We start from the raw sequence: 23,806 nt of genomic DNA, 5'->3' as shown, positions 1-23,806 counted from the left end.
GTTTATGTTAAAAAATACATTGTATATTATAAAAAAATTAATACATTTATAAAATGTATATACAATTTATGAATAAATATGAAAGTTTTTATTAAAAACTTATTATCTAAAATACACAAATATATAATATATGTAAATATAAATATTATGTTATTAAAATAAAAAATTATAATTTTATTTGTTATTTATTATCTAATAAAGCATTTACAAATTTTTTAGCATTAAAAGTTTTCAAATCATTAATTGATTTACCAAAAGAAATATATCTAATAGGTATGTTTAATTTATCAGAAATAGAAAAAATTATACCACCTTTAGCAGTACCATCTAATTTAGTGACAACTAGTCCAGACACATCTATTTCCTTATAAAATAAATTTGTTTGAGCAACACTGTTTTGTCCAGAACAGGAGTCAATTACTAATAAAACCTCATGTTTTATGCCATTGTTTAATTTTTTTATTACATTATTATTTTTTTTTAGTTCATTCATTAAATTTTTTTTGTTATGTAATCTTCCTGCAGTATCTATAATTAATACATCCAATTTTTTAGATTTTGCTATATTGATAGCATCAAATATTATAGATGAAGAATCTTTTTTTTTACTATCTGAAATTACTGGAACAGATATTGAATTTCCTATTTTTTTTAGCTGATCTACAGCTCCAGCTCTAAAAATATCTGCAGCTACTAACATTACTGATTTTCCTTTTTTTTTATATTTATAAGCTATTTTACCTATGGTAGAAGTTTTACCTACACCATTCACTCCAACAACCAATATGATAAAAGTTTTATTATTTAATAATTTTTCAGATGGTTTTTCTACTTTTTTTAAAATATTTACTAATTCTTTTTTTAAATAGAGATATATTTTTTTATTATCATATTTATTAATATTATTACTCTTAATTAAATTATTAATAATATTTTTAGTTGTTTCTAAACCTACATCTGACATCAATAATGTTTCTTCTAATTTTTCAAATAATGAATCGTTAACTTTAGTATTTTTAAATATTGATAAAATACGATTAGTAAAAATATCTCTAGTTTTTAACAGATTTTTTTTTAATTTATTTAAGAAACCACTTGTTTTTTTTTTGTTATTATTATTATTAATTTTATTTTTTTTATTATTTCTTAACCAAGAAAAAAAAGTTTTTTTGTTATTAGACATATTAATTAACTTCCTTATTTTATTTATTTTATGATTAATATATATTTATTTAATAAAATAATATTTATAAAATAAAAAATGAAAAAAAAAAATAGATTAAAAATTACTGGTGGTAAATATAGAGGTAGAATATTAAAAATAATAGATCATTATAAAATAAAACCTACAAAAAGTTTTATAAGAGAAGTTTTATTTAATTATTTATATATAAAAATTAAAAATGCGAAATGTTTAGATTGTTTTTCTGGAAGCGGAATATTAGGTATAGAATCTTTATCAAGAAATGCTTCATATGTTACTTTTATAGACTCCGAAAAAAAAATATTAGAACAAATAAAAAAGAACACAAATTTATTATTTATTAAAAATTGTGAATTAATTCATGATAATACTTTAAAATGGGTATATTATTGTAAAAAAAAATATGATGTAGTTTTTTTAGATCCTCCATTTTATAAAAATATAATAAATAAAATTATACATTTATTAGAAAAAAAAAATATATTGAATAATAATGCTTATATATATATTGAACAAGAAAAAAAAAACATAGATGTACCATCTAATTGGTTTTTACATAAATTTAAAAAATCTGGTTTAGTATATTTTTTTGTTTATATAAGAAAAAAAACAAAATCATTATAACATTTTTATATAATTGTATAAAACATGTTTTTTAATTATCATCTGTAAAAAAAATAAAGAGAAATTTCCATGTGTATTAAAATATTAGTATCAAATGGAATAGATATAAAATCATTTTGTAAAAATCCTATAAAATATATAACATCTACAAAAGAAGGAGCTATTGCAGTTTTTGATAAAAATAAACCAATAATGTATGCAGTTTCACCAATTTTTTTAAATAGATTATTAAATATAGAAAATTCTTTTATTAAGAAAAATGTTTCTCATAAAAATATTAACAAAGATTTCCTAAATACGAAAAAAAAAGAAAATAAAGGCAAATTTGCTATGTATAAAAATTGGAAACCAGATGAAGATTTTTTAAAAAAATCTCATATATGGGGAATAATGTTAAATAAAAAAGTTAATAGTAATGAGTTAGCAGCTTTTATATCATATTGGAAAATAGAAGGTAGAACTTTTTATCATTTACAATGGCAACAAAAATTAGCTAGAAGTTTACAACAAAGTAGATTATCCAATAAAATAAATATAAGAGATATAAATGATATTTTAGAACCTGATAAAATCACACCAAAAGGTTTTAGAGGAGATTAATGAAAAATATTAATAATTATACTTTATTTAAACGTCTAAAAAAAATTATGCCTAACAATATAAAACCTAAATTTATAAAAGATGTTGATTTACTTAACTGGAATCAAAAACAAGGAGAAATATATTCTAAATCTATTATAAGAAAAAACAAAGCTATGAAAATGCAAAAAATTCTAAACAAATCAGGTATTAGAGAATTATATATAAATTGTTCGTTTGACAACTATAAAGTAAATAATAACGGACAAAATAGGGTTTTGTTAGCTTCTAAAAGATATGCTTATAAATTTAATGGAAATATATCTAATTTTATTTTTTCAGGCAAACCTGGAACTGGTAAAAATCATTTAGCATCTGCTATAGGAAATTATTTAATACTCCATGGTAAAAAAGTTTTGATAGTAACTGTAGCTGATTTAATGTCAAATATGAAAAATACCTTTCATGGAAAGAACAATATTACTGAAGAAAAATTATTGAATAATCTAAGTAACGTTGATTTATTAATAATTGACGAAATAGGTATACAAACTGAATCAAGATATGAAAAAGTAATAATTAATCAAATAGTAGATAGAAGATCTTCGTCTAAAAAACCAACTGGAATGTTATCTAATTTAGATCATAAGGAAATGAGAAAACTTCTAGGAGAACGTGTAATTGATAGAATGAGATTAGGAAACAGTTTATGGTTAACATTTGAATGGGAAAGTTTCCGAAAAAATATAAAAGGTAATGAATACTAAAAAAAATATGTATTATATAAAAAAATAAAAATAAAATTATTATATAATACATTAATTAAAAAAAAATTTTATTTTACTCGAGAAATATATTCTTTAGTAATTGTATTTACTTTTATCAAATCACCTATTTGTATAAATGATGGTACTTTTATATGAAAATTGTTAGATAAAACAGCTATTTTATTAAAACTAGATTTTGTGTCAGATTTAACATTAGGTGTTGTATCTTTAACTTTGATTTTAATAAATTTATTAGGTATAACGGAAATTGGATTATTATTCCATAAAGTTACTTTATAATTTTCATTAGAAAATAACCATATCAAATTATTTCCAATATATTTTTTATCAGCAGATATTTGTTCACAATTATCTTGATTGATAAAATAATAAATTTCATTAATACTATATAAATATTTTAATTTTATATTTATAATATTAGCTTCTTTAAAAAAGTCAGTTGTTCTAAATGTTTTTTCTATACTTTTAAATGTTATTAAATTACGCATTTTAATTCTATAAAAAACCTGACCTTTTCCTGGCTTAACAAATTCATTTTTTTCTATTGAATAAGGTTTTTTATTAAATATTATTTTTATGCCATAACGTAGTTGATTACTTAAATAAGTTTTCATATAAAAAGCACTCTTAATATACAAATTTATTTTTAAATAAGCAAAAAAAATAAATAACATTATTTTACGTATTTAAAAAAAAGAAATACATTTTATAAAAAATATAGCTATTTTTATTTAAAACAATATTTGAAAAATTTAATTCATAAAATTATTATGATAATTTGTAAATAAAATAATTATTGTAAATATTATCAAACATTGTTTAAATAAAAAATTCCATCCTGGTTAAAAATTCCAGGATGGATTATTTTAAATTATTTTTGTAAAAATGATATTTTAAAATAGAGAAATGGAAATAATAAAAATGTAAAACTTACATCATTCCACCCATGCCACCCATTCCTCCTGCACCTACTCCTGGATTAGAACCTAAATCATTTTTTTCTTCTTTAGGCAAATCTGTTACCATACATTCAGTAGTAATCATTAATCCAGCAACAGAAGATGCATATTGTAATGCTGATCTTGTTACTTTTGTTGGATCTAAAATACCAAAAGATATCATATCTCCATATTCATGACTTGCTGCATTATATCCGTAATTACCTTTACCCGATTTAACATTATTTGCTACTACAGAAGGTTCTTCTCCTGAATTAGAAACAATTTGACGTAAAGGAGCTTCCATAGCTTTTAATGCAACACGTATACCTACATTTTGATCTTCATTGTTACCGATAATATCGGATATTTTAGCAGCTACTCTAATTAAAGCCACACCACCACCAGCAACTACACCTTCTTCTACTGCTGCTCTAGTAGCATGTAATGCATCTTCCACTCTTGCTTTTTTTTCTTTCATTTCAACTTCAGTTGCTGCACCAACTTTTAATACTGCTACTCCTCCAGATAATTTAGCTAATCGCTCATTTAATTTTTCTTTATCATAATCTGAAGTAGCTTCTTGTATTTGTTGGCGTATTTGATTTATTCTATTATTAATAGATCTTTTTTGTCCTTTACCACCAATTATAGTTGTTTCATCTTTATTAATAACAACTTTCTTAGCTTGTCCTAAATCTTTCAGACTAGTTTTTTCTAAATCCATTGCTAACTCTTCAGAAACTACTATTCCTGAAGTTAATATAGAAATATCTTGTAACATAGCTTTACGTCTATCACCAAATCCTGGAGCCTTAACAGCAGCTACTTTTACAATACCTCTCATTGAGTTAACTACTAAAGTTGCTAAAGCCTCTCCCTCTAAATCTTCAGCTATTATTAATAAAGGTTTACTAGATTTTGCCACACCTTCTAATATAGGTAGTAATTCTCTTATATTTGATATTTTTTTGTCTACCATTAATATATAAGGATTGTCTAGTTCTACCAATCCTGTTTCTGATTTGTTTATAAAATAAGGAGATAAATAACCTCTATCAAATTGCATTCCTTTTACAACTTCTAATTCATCTTCTAAACCAGTTCCCTCTTCTACAGTGATAACACCGTCATTACCAACTTTTTCCATCGCCTCTGCTATTAAATTTCCAACTTTTTCGTCTGCATTAGCTGATATTGTTCCAACTTGAGTAATAGCTTTTGAATTAGAACATGGTACTGATAACCTTTTTAACTCTTCCACAGCGCTAATAACTGCTTTATCAATACCTCTTTTTAAATCCATAGGATTCATACCTGCTGCAACTGCTTTAAGTCCTTCATTTACTATTGCTTGTGCTAATAAAGTTGCTGTAGTGGTACCATCCCCAGCTACATCGTTTGCTTTAGATGCAACTTCTTTAACCATTTGAGCGCCCATGTTTTCAAATTTATCTTCTAATTCTATTTCTCTAGCTACAGATACCCCATCTTTAGTAATTGCTGGAGCACCAAAAGATTTATCTAAAATTACATTTCTTCCTTTTGGACCCAAGGTAACTTTTACTGCATCTGCTAATACATTTACGCCACGAAGCATTTTTACACGTGCGTCATTACCGAATTTTACGTCTTTAGCTGCCATTTGACATTTCCCTTAAATGCGTTTGTTCAGTTAATAAAACGTGATTTTTACTCTTCAACAATTGCTAAAATATCACTTTCTGTTAAAATTAAAAACTCTTTATTATCAATTTTTTCTATTTTAGCTCCATAACCTTCATTAAAAATAACAGTGTCTCCTACTTTAACATCTAGCTTTTTTAATTGGCCATTATCCAACATACGACCATTACCTACTGCTGTTACAACACCTCTTGTAGATTTCTCAGCTGCTGATCCAGTAAGAACTATACCACCTGCTGATTTAGATTCTATTTTTTTTCTTTTTACTATAACTCTATCATGTAACGGACGAATTTTCATTTTTGACATTTCTCCTGTTGAGATGTCTAATTAATTATTTTAAAAATTATTTATTTTACACCTCATAACTATATATGAGGATAATTTTTATTCATTTCAAGTATTAACTAAAATTTTATATATATTATTTTTTTTTAATTAAAAATATACATATATATAAATATCATATAAAAAGTATTGTTTTAATTTTTAAGTTGTAATATAATAATAATTATTGCCCAGATAGCTCAGTCGGTAGAGCAGGGGACTGAAAATCCCCGTGTCGGCGGTTCGATTCCGCCTTTGGGCAAAATATTTTTATTTACCAATACAAAAACTAGAAAAAATTTTATTTAAAATTTCATTATTTGTTATTTGACCTGTAATTTGTCCTAACAAAATTCTTAACTGTGATAAATTTTCAGATAATAAATCAATATTATTATTTAATAGATTATTTTTACTTTGGATAATTTGTTTATATGAAGATTTTAATAAACTAATATTACGAGTTTTTACAAAAAAAATACTATTCAAAGATATTCTGCCATTTATAATATTAGTAATATGTTTTTTTAGCATTTTTATTCCTATTTTTTTTTTAGTTGATATATATATCAAAGGAATTTTATCTATTATTATTTTTTTTTTTGTATGATTATTAGTATCAATTTTGTTAAAAATAATAGAAACATTATTTTTGTCAATAATGTGATTATATTCATCTAAAATTTTTTTAGGACAATTTTTTGTATTTGAAGAATCAACCACCAATAATTTATAATCAGAATTTTTAATTTCTTTTATAGCTTTTTGTATACCTATTTTTTCTATTTTATCATTAGTTTCATGTATTCCTGCAGTATCAATTAATTCTACATTAATATTTTTAATACTAATAAATTCTCTTAATATATCTCTAGTTGTTCCTGATATATCAGTAACTATAGAAGAGTTTTTTTTAGATAAAACATTTAACAAACTAGATTTTCCAACATTAGGTTTACCAAAAATTACAATTTTAAAATTACTTGTCAAAAAGTTGTTATCTTCACTATTATCTAAAATGTATTTTATTTTATCTGAAATTTCGTTTATTTTAAGTAAGATATTATTTTTAGATAGAAACTCAATGTCTTCTGGAAAATTAATGTAAGATTCTAAAATAACATTTAAATTAAAAACAAGATTCATTATTTTTTTTATTTTGACAGAAAAACTTCCAGATAGTATTCTTAAAGAAGAATCTATAATTTTTTTTGAAGACGATGATATTAAATCTGAAATTGCTTCTGCTTGTATTAAATCTATTTTACCATTTAAAAATGCTCTTTCAGAAAATTCCCCAGGCTTAGCCATTCTAACATCGTAATTGTTAATTATATGTAATGTTATCATTTCCAATAATGCTTGTCCACCATGAGAATGTAATTCTAATATATCTTCTCCTGTAAAAGAATTTGGTTTAGCAAACCATATAGCTATTCCTCTATCTAAAATATTACCTTTTTTATCTAAAAAAGGTAAATAATGAGCATGTCTTTTTTTTAAATATAAACCTAAAATTCCTTTAGAAACTGATTGTGTGTTTTTTCCTGAAATTCTTAAAACCCCAATCCCCCCTCTACCAGGAGGAGTAGATTGAGCAATAATAGTATCATGATTACTCATACGTTACTAATACTCTTATATTATATAAAACAATATTAATTAATATTAACTGTTTTTTTGAATATTACTATTTATATTTAAATTATTATTGATAAATTTTTGTTGCAAAATACTTAAAAAATTACTTACTATATAATATAATGATAGTCCAGAAGGAAACCATAAAAAAAATATTACAAAAATAACTGGTATCAAATTAGATATAATTTTATTCTCATCATTAATGTTGGAATAATTAACTGTATATTGCATTAAAAACATACTCATTCCCATTAAAACAGGTAGAATATAATAAGGATCATATGTAGATAAATCTTTTATCCAAAATAAAAATTTTGCATGACGTAATTCTACTGTATTTATTAACATGTAATATAAAGATAAAAAAATAGGCATTTGTATTATTATAGGTAAAAAACTACCAATTGGGTTAATTTTCTCTTTTTTATATAAATTAATTATCTTTCTACTTGTCAAATATTTGTCATAATAAAATTTTTTTTTTATTTCTTCTATTTTAGGTTGTAAAAAACGCATTTTAGCCATAGAAATATATTGTGATTTGGTTAGAGGGTATAAAAGAAATCTAATTAATAAAGTTATAATAATAATAGCAACTCCCCAATTATTGAATATGCTATTTAAATAACTAAGTAATATAAATAATGGTTTGGATATAAACCATAATATTCCATAATCTACGGTTAATTCTAAATAAGGAGATATTGAAAACATTTGTTTTTGATCTTTTGGACCTACCCATAAACTAGATAGAGTTGAATATTTATTTTTAGAATGTATAGTTACATCATCATTTTTATAACCAACTATTGCTTCATTTTTATTTTTTTTAGTGTAAAAATATTTTATTTTTTTATCATTAGGTATCCATGCAGTAGTAAAATATTGTTGCAACATAGCGATCCATCCACTATGAGTTTTTATTTGCAAATTCTTATTTTTTTTTACTAAACTGAAATCATATTTTTTATATTTATTCAAATCACTAGAATAAGCAATTCCTCTAAAAGTTTGCAATGATATTTTATTTTTCTTTATATCTGATTTTGGAATATTTATTGTTTGTATTAATTCACCATAAACAAATGATTTAATGTCTTCATTTGTTTGATTGTTAATATTATATTCAATATCTATTTTATACTGATTAGGTTTTATAATAAATGTTTTTGTAAAAAATAATCCTTTTCTTGGACTAAACACTAAAGGTATTCGTAATTCTTTTTGTTCTTTATAAAAATTAAATATATTATTTTTTTTATAAAAAACAGGTTTATATGAATGTAACCCATTTATATAATTTTTATTTTTTATTATAAAACCACTATTTGTTTTATACAAAAAATTATTTGTTTTTTTTAATATTTTTAGATGATCAGAAGAATTTAAGGTATTATTATATTTATTTAAAATTACTTCTTCTATATCACCACCGAGACAATTTATGGATAACTCTAATAAATTACTTTTAACTTTAATAATTGAATCATTAGATTTTTTGTTTAGTTGATAATAATTTGATGTTAAATTATTTTTTTTTAAAACATAGGATTTTATATTAAAATATTTATATATAAAAAAAAATATAGAAATTAATAATATAGTTAAAAATCTACGATTAAAATACATAATTATCCTTTATTATTTTTAATAATTAGTAATTTTATTTTTTTAATAATTAATTTCAAATTAATTTAAAAAAATAAATTTACAAATGTTTAATATTATTATAAATAATATATTTATTTATTTAAGTTACACAACCAAATTTTATATAAAAAATTTTTATATTTTTTTTTATCAATGTATTTTATTTTTCTATTGATAATAATTAAAAAATCCATTTTTAATATTTTGTTTTTCATATGTCTAAAACTTTCTCTAATTATTCTTTTTAGAAGATTGCGTTTATATGATTTTCTTATTTTTTTTTTACTGATTATTATACCTAATCTTGAAAAATTTAAAGAATTTTTAGTACAAAAAAGTGATATATTTTTTTTTTTACTTAAATAATTATAATTTTTAAAATTTGATTTCAATGTTTTTGAAATTCTATATTTTTTATGAAAAGAAAATTTTTTCAAAACTAAAAATCTCTTATATTATTATTTTGAAGAAACAGTTAAACAAGATCTACCTTTTGATCTTCTTCTAGATAAAATGTTTCTCCCTTTTTTATTAAACATTCTATTACGAAAACCATGAGTTCTTTTTCTTTTTAAAACAGATGGTTGAAAAGTACGTTTCATTTTTTTCCTTTATATTAAAATAATTTGAATAATAAATGTTAATTAAAAATATTAAATATATTTTGTTTTAATTTTATAACATTGATTTTTTTTTAATTTATAATATAACATATTTAAAATATAATTTAAAAATAAATTTCTTATAAAGGATAAAGTTAAAAATTATGTCATCTATATTATGGAAAAAATGTCTTATATATTTAAAAAAAGAATTACCAGCAACAGAATTTAGTATGTGGATAAGACCAATAAAAACTGAATTAAAAAATCAAATATTAATTTTATATACACCTAATAGATTTGCTTTAGATTGGGTGAAAAACAAATACTTTAACAACATTAGTAGATTATTAAATAATATTTATGGAAATAATGCTCCTGTTATTAAATTTTCATTAAAAAATGAAAAGAAAAATTATATAAAAAAAAAAAATAGATATAAATTATCATTCCAATGTCAATAAAAAAAATAGTTTTTCAAATTTTATAACGGATAAATCAAATGAATATATTATAAAAATAATAAAAATTATTATTTTCAAAAAAAATATTTATAACACTCTTTTTTTATATGGTAAAACTGGATTAGGTAAAACTCATTTATTACATTCTATAGTTAATTATGTTAAATTGAATAAAATTAATTTAAAAGTAATTTATGTACATTCTGAAAAATTTGTAGAAAATATGGTTAGATCTTTAAAAAATAATTCTATTGAAAAATTTAAAAAATATTATAGAAAAGTTGACTTGTTATTGATTGATGATATACAGTTTTTTCAAAATAAAATTAGATCACAAGAAGAATTATTGCATACTATTATTTATATTTTAGAAAACAAAAAAAAAATAATTATTACTGCTAACAAACATCCAAATATTATAAATAATATTGAAGAAAGATTGAAATCTAGATTTAATTGGGGAATGGTTATATGTATAAAAAATATAAAAAAAAAAACTATTGTAAATATCATAAAAAATAAACTAAAAAACAAGAATATAAAATTAAAAAAAAAGGTTATTGATCATATTTATAAATATAAAAAATTTAGTATTAAAGAATTAGAAAGTGTGTTAAATAAGATATTAACTATTTCATATTTAAAAAAAAAAAAAATAACAATTAATTTCATAAAAAAAATAAATAAAGAAAATATATTATATAAAAAAAAAATAAGCATAGAAAAAATTAAACAAACTGTAGCAAATTATTACAATTTATCACCAATTGATTTAACATCTAAATATAAATATAAATCTATAACAATGGCTAGACACATAGCTATCGCTATATCTAAAAAATTAACAAATAAAAGTTTAATCGAAATAGGTAAAAGTTTTGGTGGTAGAGATCATACTACTATTTTGTATTCCTATAGGAAAATAAACTACTTACGTAAAAAAAATAAAGATATACAGATAGATTTTCGTTATTTAATTCAAACATTAATAGTATAATTAAAATGAGATTTACAATAAAAAGAGAAACAATGGTTGTTACTTTACAAAAAATTTGCATATCAATTTCTAAAAATTCTTTATTAAATATTTTAAAATATATTTTAGTTAAAATTAATTCAAATGATGTAATATTAATAACAACTAATTTAGATATAGAAATAAAAGCAAAATTAAAAGCTAACAAAATATATACAAAAGGCATGTTTCTAATACATGCTAGAAAGTTTTTAAACATTTGTAGAAAATTTAATTTACATAGTTTAATAGATATTATTTGCTACAAAAATATCATAAAAATTACGTCCAAAAATGCAACATTTACTTTACAAACATTATCTGTAGATAAATTTCCAATAATAAACAATTTTGAAAAAAAAATAAGTTTTAAAATTTCACAATCAAAAATTAAATACATGTTTCAGATGATTTATTTTTCTATGGGAAAAAATGATGTACGTCATTATTTGAATGGTATTTATTTGAAAATAAAAAATGATAAAATTATAACAGTAGCAACTGATGGTTATAGATTATCTAAATGTGTTTCTACCATAAAAAATAATTTTTTGAAACACTCAGTAATAATATCTAGAGATAGCATATTAGAGCTAATAAAAATATTAGATAATAACGATATAGAAATAAAAATATTTATCAATAATAATAATATAAGATTTGTTTTAAATGATTTCATTTTTACTTCTAAAATAATAAATAGTAAATTTCCTGATTACAAAAACATTATTATAAAAAAACCGAATAATATTATTAAATTAGAATGCGATATTATAAAAAATGCTTTATTAAGAGCTTCAATTATAGCAAAAGAAAAATTTTGTGCTGTAAACATAAATATTAAAAAAAATAATATAATTATTAAAGCTAATAATAAAGAACAAGATGAGATAAAAGAATTAATAAAAACTAAAAATGAAATAAAAAATATAAATTTTCATATTAATATTAATTATATTCTAGATATTTTAAATATTATCAAATCTAAATATATTAATTTACTATTAGAAAAACAAATATCTTGTATTCAGCTTGAAAAAAAAAATAACGGTTATCTTCTGATATATATTATTATGCCTTTAAAAATTTAGTTTTTGTTAAATAAATAGTTTTATAAATTAAAAATAATTTACATTACTTTATGTTTAAAATATATTAAACAATAAAATTATGAACATATAAAATAAGGTATATATATGTTAAAGAAATATGATTCATCAAATATAAAAATATTAAAAGGATTAGACGCCGTTAGAAAAAGACCTGGTATGTATATAGGAAATACAGAAGATGGAAGCGGATTGCATCACATGGTTTTTGAAGTAGTTGATAATTCAGTTGATGAAGCTCTCTCTGGTTATTGTAAAAAAATATTTGTAAAAATGCATGTTGATAATTCTATTTCTGTTGAAGACGATGGTAGAGGAATACCTGTAGATATTCACCCTGAAGAAGGTATATCTTCAGCAGAGGTTATTATGACAATATTGCATGCTGGAGGAAAATTTGACCATTCTTCTTATGAAGTTTCTGGAGGATTACATGGAGTAGGTATTTCAGTTGTAAATGCATTATCTAAAAAATTAAAACTTGTTATATATAGAAACAAAAAAAAATATCAACAAATATATTTATATGGTATCCCACAAAAAAAATTGTCAGTAATAGGTAAATCATATAAAACAGGAACAAAAATTAGATTTTGGCCTAGCAAAAAAATATTTTTTAAAAACATAATATTTAAACATCACATATTATCTAAAAGATTAAAAGAACTTTCTTTTTTAAATTCAGGTTTATCAATATATTTACAAGATAAAAAAAAAAAAATAAAACATTATTGTTTTAATGGAGGAATTAAAGAATTTATAACTTATTTAAATAAAAAAAATAAATTTATACATAATAAAATTTTTTATTTCTCTGCAATAAAAAACAATATATCAGTTGAAATTGCTATGCAATGGAATATTTCTTTAAAAGAAAATTTACATTGTTTTACTAATAACATACCTCAAAAAGATGGTGGAACTCACTTATCAGGTTTTAGATCTGCTCTTACAAGAATTATAAATAACTATATAGAAAAAGAAGGATATAATAAAAAAAATAAAATAACAGCTACTGGAGAAGACGTTAGAGAAGGGCTGACAGCAATTATATCAATTAAAGTACCTGACCCTAAATTTTCTTCTCAAACAAAAGATAAATTAATATCTTCCGAAGTAAAATCTGTAGTAGAATCTTTAATGCATGAATATATAATGGGATTTTTATTAGAAAATCCTTTAGATACTAAAATAATAATTAATAAGATAATACAGTCAGTAAAAACTAGAGAAGCTGCACGACGTGCAAAAGAAATAACTAGAAAGAAGGGTATATTAGATATAACTGGATTACCAGGTAAATTAGCTGATTGTCAAGAAAAAAAACCTGAATTATCGGAAATATATTTAGTAGAAGGAGATTCAGCTGGTGGTTCAGCTAAACAAGGAAGAAACAGAAAAAATCAAGCTATTTTACCATTAAAAGGTAAAATTCTTAATGTAGAAAAATCAAGTTTTGAAAAAATGTTACATTCACAAGAATTAGTAACATTGATAACAGCTTTAGGATGTGGTATTGGAGATAATGAATATAATCCAGATAAATTAAGATATCATACTATTATAATAATGACAGATGCTGACATAGATGGATCACATATTAGAACGTTATTGTTAACTTTTTTTTATAGACAAATGCCTGAAATAATTTATAGAGGACATTTATATATTGCACAACCACCTCTTTACAAAATAAAACAAGGTAAATCGGAAAAATATATTAAAAATAAAGAAGAAATGAAAAAATATCAAATTAAATTATCTTTGAAAAACATTAATTTAACCAAAAAAGAAACAAGTAAAAAGTTAAATATAAAAAAAATAAAAAATATTTTTTATAAATATAATGATATACAAAAATATATAAAAAAAACTAAGTATAATTTTAAAAAAGAATTATTGAATGCATTATTACATCAAAAAGAAATACTAAATACTTTTAACGAAAAAAATATAAAAAAATGGACAAATAATATAATTTTATTTTTAAACAATAGAAGATTAAATAATACTAAATATAGTTTTATATTTAAAAATAATATTAATGAAAAAGATTTTAGTATTTGTTTAAAATTAAATAAATATGGAAATAAAAATAATTATGTTTTAAAAAAAACATTTTTTATAAGTAAAGAATACAAAAAAATATGTTTATTAAATAGAAAAATAAATAATTTAATAAAAAAAAAATACATAATAGAAAAAAAGCAAAATTTTTATTATATTAAAAATATTCAAGATACATTAGATTGGCTGATAAAAGAATCTAACAAAAGAATATATATACAAAGATATAAAGGACTAGGAGAAATGAACCCAGAACAATTATGGGATACAACCATGAATCCAAAAAATAGAATAATGCTTCAAATAAATATTAAAGATGCTAAAAAATCTAACAAAATTTTTAAAACTTTAATGGGAGAATCAGTAGAACCCAGAAGAGCATTTATAGATAAAAACGCTCTACAAGCTCAGTATATAGATATATAAAAATTATATTTATAATTAATTAATTATGTATCATATTTATCACTTTAATTTTAGCTTTTAATTTTAAAATTTTTTTTTTAATATTTTTAGAATATTTATTTTTTATAATTTTTATTTCTAACTTTTTCTTTTTTTTTAATATTTTTTTGTAATTTAGTTTATTAGATTTTATTATAAAATCACCTAATACTGAAACATAATTAGGTTGTACTTCTAATATTCCACCAGAAATATAAAATATATTATATTTATTATTTTTATTCAAAAATTTAACAAAACCAGGTTTAATCGCAGTTAATAACTGAGTATGACCTGGATAAATACCTAATTCTCCATAAAAACCAGAAGTTGAAATGTTTTTTACATTTCCTGAAAAAATTCTTTTTTGCATACTAACAATTTCTAAATGAATTAACATATAATTATCCTTAAACACTACATTTGTATTTTTTTATTACTTCGTCTATATTGCCTACCATATAAAAAAATTGTTCTGGTATATGATCAAAATTACCTTCAATAATTCCTTTAAAACCTTTTACATTATCTTCTAACGTAACATATTTACCAGGAACACCAGTAAAAATTTCAGCTACAAAAAAAGGCTGAGATAAAAATTTTTGTATTTTTCTAGCTCTATAAACTAGTATTTTATCGTCTTCAGATAACTCGTCCATACCTAATATAGCAATTATATCTTTCAATTCTTGATATTTTTGTAAAATTTTTTGAACTTCTGTGGAGACATAGTAATGTTCATCACCAACTACATTAGGTTCTAATTGTCTACTGCTGGAATTTAAAGGATCAACAGCAGGATAAATACCTAAAGAAGATATTTCTCTGCTTAAAGTTATAGTGGAATCTAAATGCAAAAAAGTAGTTACTGGAGAAGGATCTGTCAAATCATCAGCTGGGACATATACCGCTTGTATTGAAGTAATAGATCCATTTTTTGTAGATGTAATTCTTTCTTGTAAACAACCCATTTCTTCTGCTAATGTTGGTTGATATCCTACTGCTGAAGGCATTCTACCTAATAAAGCAGATACTTCAGTTCCAGCCAAAGTATACCTATATATATTATCAATAAATAACAAAACATTTCTACCTTCGTCCCTAAATTTTTCTGCTAATGTTAATCCTGTAAAAGCTACTCGTAATCTATTACCAGCTGGTTCATTCATTTGACCATATACAAGAGAAACTTTATCTAAAACTTTAGATAATTTCATTTCGTTATAAAAATCGTTTCCTTCTCTTATTCTTTCCCCAACCCCAGTAAAAACAGAATAACCTTTATGAGATATTGCAATATTTCTAATTAACTCCATCATATTAACTGTTTTCCCAACTCCAGCACCTCCAAATAATCCTACTTTACCTCCTTTTGCAAATGGACATATTAAATCTATAACTTTAATTCCAGTTTCTAATAATTGACGTGAATTAGATTGTTCTATATATGCAGGTGCTTTTCTATGAATAGACCAATATTCTTTTTTTTCATTTTTTGAAAAAATATTTCCTTTCATATCTATAGGTTTTCCTAAAACATTTATAATTCTTCCTAAAGTTTTTTTTCCAACAGGAACATGAATTTTTTTTTTAAGATTTTTAACTTTCAATCCTCTTTTTAATCCATTTGATGGACCCATGGCAATAGTTCTCACTATACCAGCACCTAATTGTTGTTGAACTTCTAATATTAAATTTTCGTAATTTACTTGTAATGCATCGTATATTTTTGGAATATGATGTTCGTCAAATTTAACATCTATTACAGAACCAATAATTCTAACTATTTTTCCTTTAAACATTTAACAATCCTTCATAAAGTTTATAAAATATATTAATTTGCTGAAGATCCAGATATTATTTCATTAATTTCTTGTGTTATTATAGATTGGCGAACTTTATTATAAGATAATTGCAATTTTTTAATATAATTAATAGAATTATCATTAGCTATTTTCATAGCTAACATTCTTGATGATTGTTCACTAGATATGTTCTCTAAAACACACTGAAAAATATAAAAATTAATATATTTACATATAATTTTATTAAATAAATATTTACTATTAGGTTCATATAAATAGTCAAATATTTTTTTTTCGCAGTTTTCTTTTTTAATTAAAGGTAATAATTGTTTAATTAATGGTTTACTAGAAATATTGTTAATAAATTTATTATATGCTATTAAAATTTTATTTATTTTCCCTAATTTGTAATGTTTTAAAATTACTTTAATATTTTTTTTTATTTGATAAAAACTAGGAAAATCTCCTATATTATATATTTTTTTTAATATTTTTATTTTTTTGATTTTTCCAAAAAAATTGATAGCTTTTTTACCAAAAATTATTAATTCTACTAATATTTTTTTTTTAATGTGTTTTTTAATATTAATCAAAATTTTTTTGAAAAGGTTTGTGTTTAAACTACCACATAATCCTTTATCAGAAGATAATATTACAAAATAAACTTTTTTAGTATTTTTTTTTTTAAAAAAAATACTTTTAGAAAATCTTTTTATTGATATTGTGTTATTAACAATTTTTTTAATTAATTTTAAATATGGTGTTCCTGAAAACATATATACTTGATTTTTTTTCATCTTAGATGCTGAAACCATTTCCATTGTTTTAGTTATCTTTTGTGTGTTACTAATACTTTGTATTTTATTTTTTATCGTTCTTATATTAAACATAAAAATTATCCTTTAAATTATTACACTATTTATATTTATCCAAGTTTTTTTTAAATTTTGTAATTATTTTTATGAATTTGTTTTTAATTATATCATTAAATTCACCTTTCAAATTAATTTCATTTATAAGTAAAATATATTTCTTTTTAAAAAAACGTAATAATAAATATTCAAAATTATTTATTTCACATATATTTATATCATCTAAAAAATTATATTTAATAGCGAATAAAATTAATGATTGTTCTGCTATACACATTGGTTTATTTTTATATTGTTTTAATAAATTTGTTATTTTATTTCCATTAATTAGTTGTTTTTTTGTGATTTTATCTAAATCAGAAGAAAATTGTGCAAAAGAAGATAATTCTCTAAATTGAGCTAATGATGTTCTAATGTTTCCAGATAGTTTTTTTATTATGTTAGTTTGAGCAGAATTTCCAACGCGAGATACTGAAATACCAGGATTTATTGCAGGTTTTATACCAGAGTTAAATAAATTTGACTCCAAAAATATTTGACCATCAGTAATAGATATTACATTAGTAGGAACGAAAGACGAAACATCTCCAGCTTGAGTTTCTATTATAGGTAACGAAGTTAAAGATCCTGTTCTATTTTTTATTTTTCCTTTTGTAATTTTTTCTATATATTTTGAGTTAACTCTAGAAGATCTTTCTAGCAATCTTGAATGTAAATAAAAAACGTCTCCTGGAAAAGCTTCTCTTCCTGGAGGTCTTCTTAATAATAAAGAAATTTGTCTATATGCTATAGCATGTTTTGACAGATCATCATAAACTACTAAAGCGTCTTCTCCTTTATCACGAAAATATTCCCCAATAGTACAACCAGTATATGGAGATATATATTGCAAAGAAGCTGGATCAGATGCTGAAGAAACAACTATCGTAGTATGAGATAATGAATTGTGTTCTTCTAATGTTTGAACAATATCATTAATAGTAGACATTTTTTGACCAATAGCTACATATATACATTTAACGTTATTATTTTTTTGGTTTATTATAGTATCTATTGCAAGTGTTGTTTTTCCTGTTTGTCTATCACCAATTATTAATTCTCTTTGACCTTTTCCTATAGGAATCATGGTGTCTATTGATTTATATCCTGTTTGTAAAGGTTGATTAATCGGTTCTCTATCAATTACTTCTGGAGCTTCGTTTTCTACTAAATAATATCCATTATTAATAATTTCACCTTTACCATCTATAGGATATCCTAAACTATTTATAACTCTGCCTAATATTTTGTCTCCTATAGGAATTTCTAACATTTTCCCAGTACATTTTACTTTCATACCTTCTGTTAAATCATTACAATTGTCTAATACTATAGCGCTAACAGAATCTAATTCTAAATTTAAAGCAACCGCATATTTATTATTTGGTAAATTTAACATTTCTCCTTGCATCACGTTAGATAAACCATAAATAGTAATGATACCATCACTAATAGAAATTATTTCACCTTCATCATATAATTCTTTTGAAATATTAAAATTTTTAATTTTCTTTTTTATCAAATTACTAATTTCAGTAACATCTATTTTCATAGTTTTTAATCCTTATTTAACTAAAACTTTTAATAATTTGTCCAAATAATTTTTAATACTAGCATTTATCACAAAATTCTCATATTTTATAATTATTCCACCAATTATATTTTTATCTATTTTACAAATTAATTTAGTTTTTTTTAATATTTTTTCTTGTATTATATTATTTATATTTTCTAATATTTTATTATTTAACTTTCTGCTAGTAGTTACATATAAATTAATTTCTTTTTTACAAAACTTTTGATAAATATTACAAAAACATATGAATATATTTTTAATAAAAAACAATTTTTTATTTAAAAAAATTATTTTTAAAAAATTTATAAAATTTTTATCAAAATTATTTTTTAATAATCCCAAAAAAAAATAAAAAATTTTTTTTTCTAAAAATTTATGAAAAATAACGTTTTTTTTGTAGATATATTCAAAAATTTCGGAAGTTTTTTTTAACATATTTTTCCACTGTAATATTTTTTGTGTATCTCGCGCAAAATAAAATGCTGATTCTGCATAAACTTGTTCAATATAATTTAATTTTTTCATGTATTAAATAAATCTCATTTTTATAATTCAGAAGCTAATTTATTTATTATTTTTTCATCAACAGATTCATTTATAGAATTTTTAATAATTTTTTTTGCAATAAGCATTGATATTGAAACAAATTTTTTTTTTAGTTTTTCTTTTATTAATCTTTTTTCTATATTTATTTCATTATGTGTTTTAAATATTATTCTTTGTTTTTCTTTTTCTGCTTTTATTTTTGCCTTTTTAATTATTAATATTTTTTTTTGATCTGCTTGTTGTATAATTTTATTTGCTTTTTTTTTTGCTTTATTTATTTTTCTTACAGCTCTTTCTTCTAATATTTTTACATTAGTAATAGAATTTTTAACATATTGTAAATCTTCGTATATTTTTTTTTTTCTCTGTTCTATTACAGATAATATAGGTGGCCATATATATTTCATACAAAAAAAAACAAAAAAAACAAATGAAATTATTTGACCTAAAATAGTTGCATTAATATTCATATTATTTTCCTTTTTTAGAAATATATTTATTCTTACGTTAATTTAATAACGTAAGAATTTCATATATTAATATATATATTAAAAAAATTATTTTGCAGCAAACATTATATACAAACTCAAACCTACAGCAATCATTGGTATTGCATCTATCAAACCCATAACAACAAAAAATTGAGTTCTTAATAATGGTATTAAATCTGGTTGTCTAGATGCTCCTTCTAAAAATTTTCCTCCTAAAATACCAATACCTATTGCAGCACCAATTGCTGCCAAACCTATCATTATAGCAGAAGCTATGTATAACATATTCATAATTATATTCTCTATTTATTTTTTACATATTATTAGTGTTTTTTTAAAGATATAGAAAGATAAACTATTGTTAAAACCATGAAAATAAAAGATTGCAAAAAAATAATTAAAATATGAAAAATAGCCCAGGGAACATTAAAAAAACATTGTAACCACCATGGTAAGAAACTTGCAATTAAAATAAATATCATTTCTCCAGCATAAATGTTACCAAACAACCTTAATCCTAACGATATTGGTTTGGATAATAAATTAACTAATTCTAAAAAAAAATTTATTATAAAAAAACAATTATTTTTAAAAGGATTTGTTATCATTTCTTTTAAAAAACCAAATATTCCTTTAGTTTTTATACTATAAAAAATAATTAACATAAAAATTCCAAAAGACATTGATAATGTTATATTAATGTCAGCAGATGGAACTATTCTAATATTATTTATATTAAATATTTTTTTGCTAATATATGGTATTAAATCTACAGGTAATAAATCCATAGAATTCATAAGAAATGTCCATACAAATATTGTTAAAGATAAAGATGGTATTAATTTGTTGTCACCTCCATAAATATCTTTAACATTTTTTCTAACAAAGTTAAATATAATTTCTATTACTATTTGTATTTTACTTGGTGAATAACAACTGATATATTTTATAACATATTTAAATGTTAATAAAAAAATAATACCAAGAAATAAAGAAAAAAATATAGAATCAATATTAAATAACCAAAATGTGTTTTTTATATTATTGTTTTGATTAACAAAATTAAAAGATCTTAGATCTAATTGAAAATGTTGTAAATGATGCGTTATATAATTTTTTGAATTAATTTGTTCTCCTGAAAACATCATTAATCTCACTTTGCATGTAATATTTTTTAATAAAAATATATCATAAATAATTTTTTTAAATGACAAAAGTAGTATATACAATTAAATAAATTTATTTAGTTAACTAAAATATATTAATATTATTTAAGTATCTTTATTTTTTAATTTAATAAATTTATATTCAATGTTCTTTAATTTTTTGTTAAAATTATTTTTTATAAATTTGCATAATATATTTTTAAAAGTATGATATGTGAAATAACAAACATTATAAATGATAGTTTAATTATAAAAATATTTGTTCATATTATTGTTAAACAAAAATAAATTAAATAATTTTTTTTTTTTTTAAATATATTAATAAAATAGATATAGATGCTGGAGTAATTCCTTCTATTCTAGATGCTTGTCCTAAAGAAAAAGGTTTATATTTTAATAATTTAGTTATTACTTCTTTAGATAATCCATAAATGTTTGAATAGTTCAAATTTGTTGGTAATATAGTTTTTTCATAAAAAATTTGTCTGTTTATTTCTTTTTGTTGTAATTTTATATAACCATGATATTTTATATCCGCTTCTAATTGATTATATATTTCTTTGTCTTTTATTTTTGGCTCAAATTTTTCTATTTTTAGCAATTTTTCATAAGTAATGTATGGTTGTTTGAGTAAATCTAAACCATTATAAATTTTATTTTTAGAAAAAAAAATACCTAGTTTTTTAAATTCTTCAGAAGAAGATGATATTTTTATTTTTGATAATCTATCTTTTTCTTTGTTTATTTTTTTATATTTTTTTATATATTTTAACCACCTGTTATTACTTATTAAATTAAATTTTTTTGCAATTTTTGTTAAACGTAAATCAGCATTATCTTCACGCAAATTCAATCTATATTCTGCACGAGAAGTGAACATGCGATAAGGTTCTGTTGTACCTTTAGTAGATAGATCATCAATCAACACTCCTAAATAACCTTGATCTCTCCTAGGATACCAATAATCCAAACAACTTGCATACAAAGAAGCATTTAAACCAGCTATTAAACCTTGTGAAGCTGCTTCTTCATAACCTGTAGTTCCATTTATTTGACCCGCAAAAAATAAACCATTTATAAATTTACTTTCTAATGTTGGTTTTAAATCTCTAGGATCAAAATAATCATATTCAATAGCATAGCCTGGTTTTATTATTTTAGCTTTTTCTAAACCTTCTATAGAATTAATAATTCTATTTTGAATATTCAAAGGAAAACTTGTGGATATACCATTAGGATATATTACATTACTTTTAATACCTTCTGGTTCTAAAAAAATTTGATGGAACTCTTTATCTTTGAACCTAAAAACTTTGTCTTCAATTGAAGGACAATAACGAGGTCCTACTCCTTTAATTAATCCATTATAAAGTGGATTTTTTTTAATATTTTTCAAAATTATTTCATGAGTATTTTTATTTGTTTTAGTGATGTAACATGGTATTTGTTTAGGTTGTTTATGTGTATTAATGAACGAAAATAATGGTAATGGATAATCGCTATATTGAGATTTTAATTGTTTAAAATTTATAGTATTTTTATCAAGTCTTGGTGGGGTTCCTGTTTTTAATCTTCCTTTACGAGGATGAATATCTTTAAGTTTATTAGCTAACTTTACAGAAGATTTGTCACCTATTCTACCTCCATGGTAAGTACTATTCCCTATATGAATTTTACCATTCAAAAAAGTTCCAGTAGTTAATACAATCGATTTAGCAAAAAAAGTTGTTTTTTTATTAGTAAAAACACCTATTACTTTATTGTTTTTAATAATAATATCTTCCACTTCTTCTTCTAATATTTTTAATTTTTTTTGATTGCTTAATATATTAAAAATATATTTTTTATATAGATTACGATCTATTTGTACTCTAGTAGATCTAACTGCTCTTCCTTTACTAGAATTTAAAATTCTAAATTGTATTCCTGAATAATCAGCAGCTAAAGCCATAATTCCACCTAATGCATCTATTTCTTTAACCAAATGACTTTTTCCTATACCTCCTATTGATGGATTACAGGATAATTCACCTATTCTGTTTATTTTTTGTGTTAATAGAAGTGTTTTTAGTTTTTTGTTGGAAGATAAATAAGATGCTTCGGATCCAGCGTGTCCTCCACCTATAACAATGACGTCAAAATTGTTTTTATTCATTAATAACATTCGCAT

Annotated in this window: 24 protein-coding genes and 1 tRNA gene; 8 read left to right on the top strand and 17 right to left on the bottom strand. The window is 21.5% G+C overall.

Going from position 1 to position 23,806, the window contains the following annotated elements:
• Positions 1-181: 181 nt before the first annotated feature.
• Positions 182-1,183, bottom strand: a complete 1,002-nt coding sequence (ftsY, locus tag RJX39_RS00125) for a signal recognition particle-docking protein FtsY (protein WP_343192629.1) — start codon at positions 1,181-1,183, stop codon at positions 182-184.
• A 78-nt stretch (positions 1,184-1,261) separates the two neighbouring features.
• On the opposite strand from ftsY, the gene rsmD reads away from it, so the two are divergent.
• From rsmD to dnaC, 3 genes are all read left to right on the top strand, one after another.
• Positions 1,262-1,828, top strand: a complete 567-nt coding sequence (gene rsmD / locus RJX39_RS00120) for a 16S rRNA (guanine(966)-N(2))-methyltransferase RsmD (RefSeq protein WP_343192628.1) — start codon at positions 1,262-1,264, stop codon at positions 1,826-1,828.
• 69 nt (positions 1,829-1,897) lie between these two features.
• A complete protein-coding gene (locus RJX39_RS00115) occupies positions 1,898-2,428 on the top strand; it encodes a DnaT-like ssDNA-binding domain-containing protein (RefSeq protein WP_343192627.1) in 531 nt (176 codons plus the stop codon).
• Positions 2,428-3,174 (top strand): DNA replication protein DnaC, encoded by a 747-nt coding sequence (gene dnaC / locus RJX39_RS00110; RefSeq protein WP_343192626.1) that lies wholly within the window; start codon positions 2,428-2,430, stop codon positions 3,172-3,174. Before RJX39_RS00115 ends, dnaC begins: the two co-directional genes overlap by 1 nt.
• Positions 3,175-3,242: 68 nt before the next feature.
• Here dnaC and efp read toward each other — a convergent pair whose 3' ends face one another.
• The 3 genes from efp to RJX39_RS00095 all read right to left on the bottom strand — a co-directional run bounded on the left by efp (position 3,243) and on the right by RJX39_RS00095 (position 6,119).
• Positions 3,243-3,809 (bottom strand): elongation factor P, encoded by a 567-nt coding sequence (gene efp, locus RJX39_RS00105; protein WP_343192624.1) that lies wholly within the window; start codon positions 3,807-3,809, stop codon positions 3,243-3,245.
• 316 nt (positions 3,810-4,125) lie between these two features.
• Positions 4,126-5,778, bottom strand: a complete 1,653-nt coding sequence (groL, locus tag RJX39_RS00100; RefSeq protein ID WP_343192622.1) for a chaperonin GroEL — start codon at positions 5,776-5,778, stop codon at positions 4,126-4,128.
• Positions 5,779-5,825: 47 nt separating this feature from the next.
• Entirely contained in the window at positions 5,826-6,119 is a 294-nt protein-coding gene (locus RJX39_RS00095) for a co-chaperone GroES (RefSeq protein ID WP_343192825.1), read from the bottom strand.
• Positions 6,120-6,335: 216 nt separating this feature from the next.
• On the opposite strand from RJX39_RS00095, the gene RJX39_RS00090 reads away from it, so the two are divergent.
• A tRNA-Phe gene (locus tag RJX39_RS00090) sits at positions 6,336-6,408 on the top strand.
• An 8-nt stretch (positions 6,409-6,416) separates the two neighbouring features.
• Here RJX39_RS00090 and mnmE read toward each other — a convergent pair.
• From mnmE to rpmH, 4 genes are all read right to left on the bottom strand, one after another.
• The gene (gene mnmE / locus RJX39_RS00085) at positions 6,417-7,769 is read right to left on the bottom strand and encodes a tRNA uridine-5-carboxymethylaminomethyl(34) synthesis GTPase MnmE (RefSeq protein WP_343192621.1); all 1,353 of its coding nucleotides are present in this window, start codon (positions 7,767-7,769) and stop codon (positions 6,417-6,419) included.
• 45 nt (positions 7,770-7,814) lie between these two features.
• Entirely contained in the window at positions 7,815-9,419 is a 1,605-nt protein-coding gene (gene yidC, locus RJX39_RS00080; protein ID WP_343192620.1) for a membrane protein insertase YidC, read from the bottom strand.
• 113 nt (positions 9,420-9,532) lie between these two features.
• Positions 9,533-9,877 carry a ribonuclease P protein component gene (gene rnpA / locus RJX39_RS00075; protein ID WP_343192619.1) on the bottom strand — a complete coding sequence of 115 codons (345 nt, stop codon included), beginning with the start codon at positions 9,875-9,877 and terminating at the stop codon, positions 9,533-9,535.
• Between the two features lie 21 nt (positions 9,878-9,898).
• Complete coding sequence (gene rpmH, locus RJX39_RS00070; RefSeq protein WP_343192618.1) at positions 9,899-10,042, bottom strand: 50S ribosomal protein L34; 144 nt, start codon at positions 10,040-10,042, stop codon at positions 9,899-9,901.
• 164 nt (positions 10,043-10,206) lie between these two features.
• Between rpmH and RJX39_RS00065 the strand changes: the two genes are divergently transcribed.
• The 4 genes from RJX39_RS00065 to gyrB all read left to right on the top strand — a co-directional run bounded on the left by RJX39_RS00065 (position 10,207) and on the right by gyrB (position 15,123).
• Positions 10,207-10,506, top strand: coding sequence for a DnaA N-terminal domain-containing protein (locus tag RJX39_RS00065; RefSeq protein WP_343192617.1), 300 nt, complete (start codon positions 10,207-10,209; stop codon positions 10,504-10,506).
• Positions 10,475-11,503 (top strand): chromosomal replication initiator protein DnaA, encoded by a 1,029-nt coding sequence (gene dnaA, locus RJX39_RS00060; RefSeq protein WP_343192824.1) that lies wholly within the window; start codon positions 10,475-10,477, stop codon positions 11,501-11,503. Before RJX39_RS00065 ends, dnaA begins: the two co-directional genes overlap by 32 nt.
• A 5-nt stretch (positions 11,504-11,508) precedes the next feature.
• Positions 11,509-12,612 (top strand): DNA polymerase III subunit beta, encoded by a 1,104-nt coding sequence (gene dnaN, locus RJX39_RS00055; RefSeq protein WP_343192616.1) that lies wholly within the window; start codon positions 11,509-11,511, stop codon positions 12,610-12,612.
• 105 nt (positions 12,613-12,717) lie between these two features.
• Positions 12,718-15,123 carry a DNA topoisomerase (ATP-hydrolyzing) subunit B gene (gyrB, locus tag RJX39_RS00050; RefSeq protein ID WP_343192615.1) on the top strand — a complete coding sequence of 802 codons (2,406 nt, stop codon included), beginning with the start codon at positions 12,718-12,720 and terminating at the stop codon, positions 15,121-15,123.
• Between the two features lie 19 nt (positions 15,124-15,142).
• On the opposite strand, the gene atpC is transcribed toward gyrB, so the two are convergent.
• From atpC to mnmG, 9 genes are all read right to left on the bottom strand, one after another.
• Positions 15,143-15,541: an ATP synthase F1 subunit epsilon gene (atpC, locus tag RJX39_RS00045; RefSeq protein WP_343192614.1), complete on the bottom strand. Its 399-nt coding sequence runs from the start codon at positions 15,539-15,541 to the stop codon at positions 15,143-15,145.
• A 10-nt stretch (positions 15,542-15,551) separates the two neighbouring features.
• On the bottom strand, positions 15,552-16,943 hold the full coding sequence (gene atpD, locus RJX39_RS00040; RefSeq protein ID WP_343192613.1) for a F0F1 ATP synthase subunit beta: 1,392 nt from the start codon (positions 16,941-16,943) through the stop codon (positions 15,552-15,554).
• A 32-nt stretch (positions 16,944-16,975) separates the two neighbouring features.
• Complete coding sequence (gene atpG / locus RJX39_RS00035; RefSeq protein ID WP_343192612.1) at positions 16,976-17,836, bottom strand: ATP synthase F1 subunit gamma; 861 nt, start codon at positions 17,834-17,836, stop codon at positions 16,976-16,978.
• A gap of 25 nt (positions 17,837-17,861) precedes the next feature.
• Positions 17,862-19,409 (bottom strand): F0F1 ATP synthase subunit alpha, encoded by a 1,548-nt coding sequence (gene atpA / locus RJX39_RS00030; protein ID WP_343192611.1) that lies wholly within the window; start codon positions 19,407-19,409, stop codon positions 17,862-17,864.
• Positions 19,410-19,421: 12 nt separating this feature from the next.
• Positions 19,422-19,958 carry an ATP synthase F1 subunit delta gene (atpH, locus tag RJX39_RS00025; protein ID WP_343192610.1) on the bottom strand — a complete coding sequence of 179 codons (537 nt, stop codon included), beginning with the start codon at positions 19,956-19,958 and terminating at the stop codon, positions 19,422-19,424.
• Positions 19,959-19,978: 20 nt separating this feature from the next.
• Complete coding sequence (locus RJX39_RS00020; RefSeq protein ID WP_343192609.1) at positions 19,979-20,449, bottom strand: F0F1 ATP synthase subunit B; 471 nt, start codon at positions 20,447-20,449, stop codon at positions 19,979-19,981.
• 87 nt (positions 20,450-20,536) lie between these two features.
• Positions 20,537-20,776: a F0F1 ATP synthase subunit C gene (gene atpE / locus RJX39_RS00015; RefSeq protein ID WP_343192823.1), complete on the bottom strand. Its 240-nt coding sequence runs from the start codon at positions 20,774-20,776 to the stop codon at positions 20,537-20,539.
• Positions 20,777-20,793: 17 nt separating this feature from the next.
• Positions 20,794-21,618 (bottom strand): F0F1 ATP synthase subunit A, encoded by an 825-nt coding sequence (atpB, locus tag RJX39_RS00010; protein ID WP_343192822.1) that lies wholly within the window; start codon positions 21,616-21,618, stop codon positions 20,794-20,796.
• A gap of 307 nt (positions 21,619-21,925) precedes the next feature.
• Complete coding sequence (mnmG, locus tag RJX39_RS00005; RefSeq protein ID WP_343192821.1) at positions 21,926-23,800, bottom strand: tRNA uridine-5-carboxymethylaminomethyl(34) synthesis enzyme MnmG; 1,875 nt, start codon at positions 23,798-23,800, stop codon at positions 21,926-21,928.
• Between the last annotated feature and the right edge of the window lie 6 nt (positions 23,801-23,806).

It is taken from the genome of Buchnera aphidicola (Taiwanaphis decaspermi) (genome assembly GCF_039405155.1).
GTDB classification, from domain to species: domain Bacteria; phylum Pseudomonadota; class Gammaproteobacteria; order Enterobacterales; family Enterobacteriaceae; genus Buchnera_M; species Buchnera_M aphidicola_B.
The sequence above is the reverse complement of the archived record's forward strand: the minus strand, read 5'-3'. Positions and strand labels throughout refer to the sequence as shown.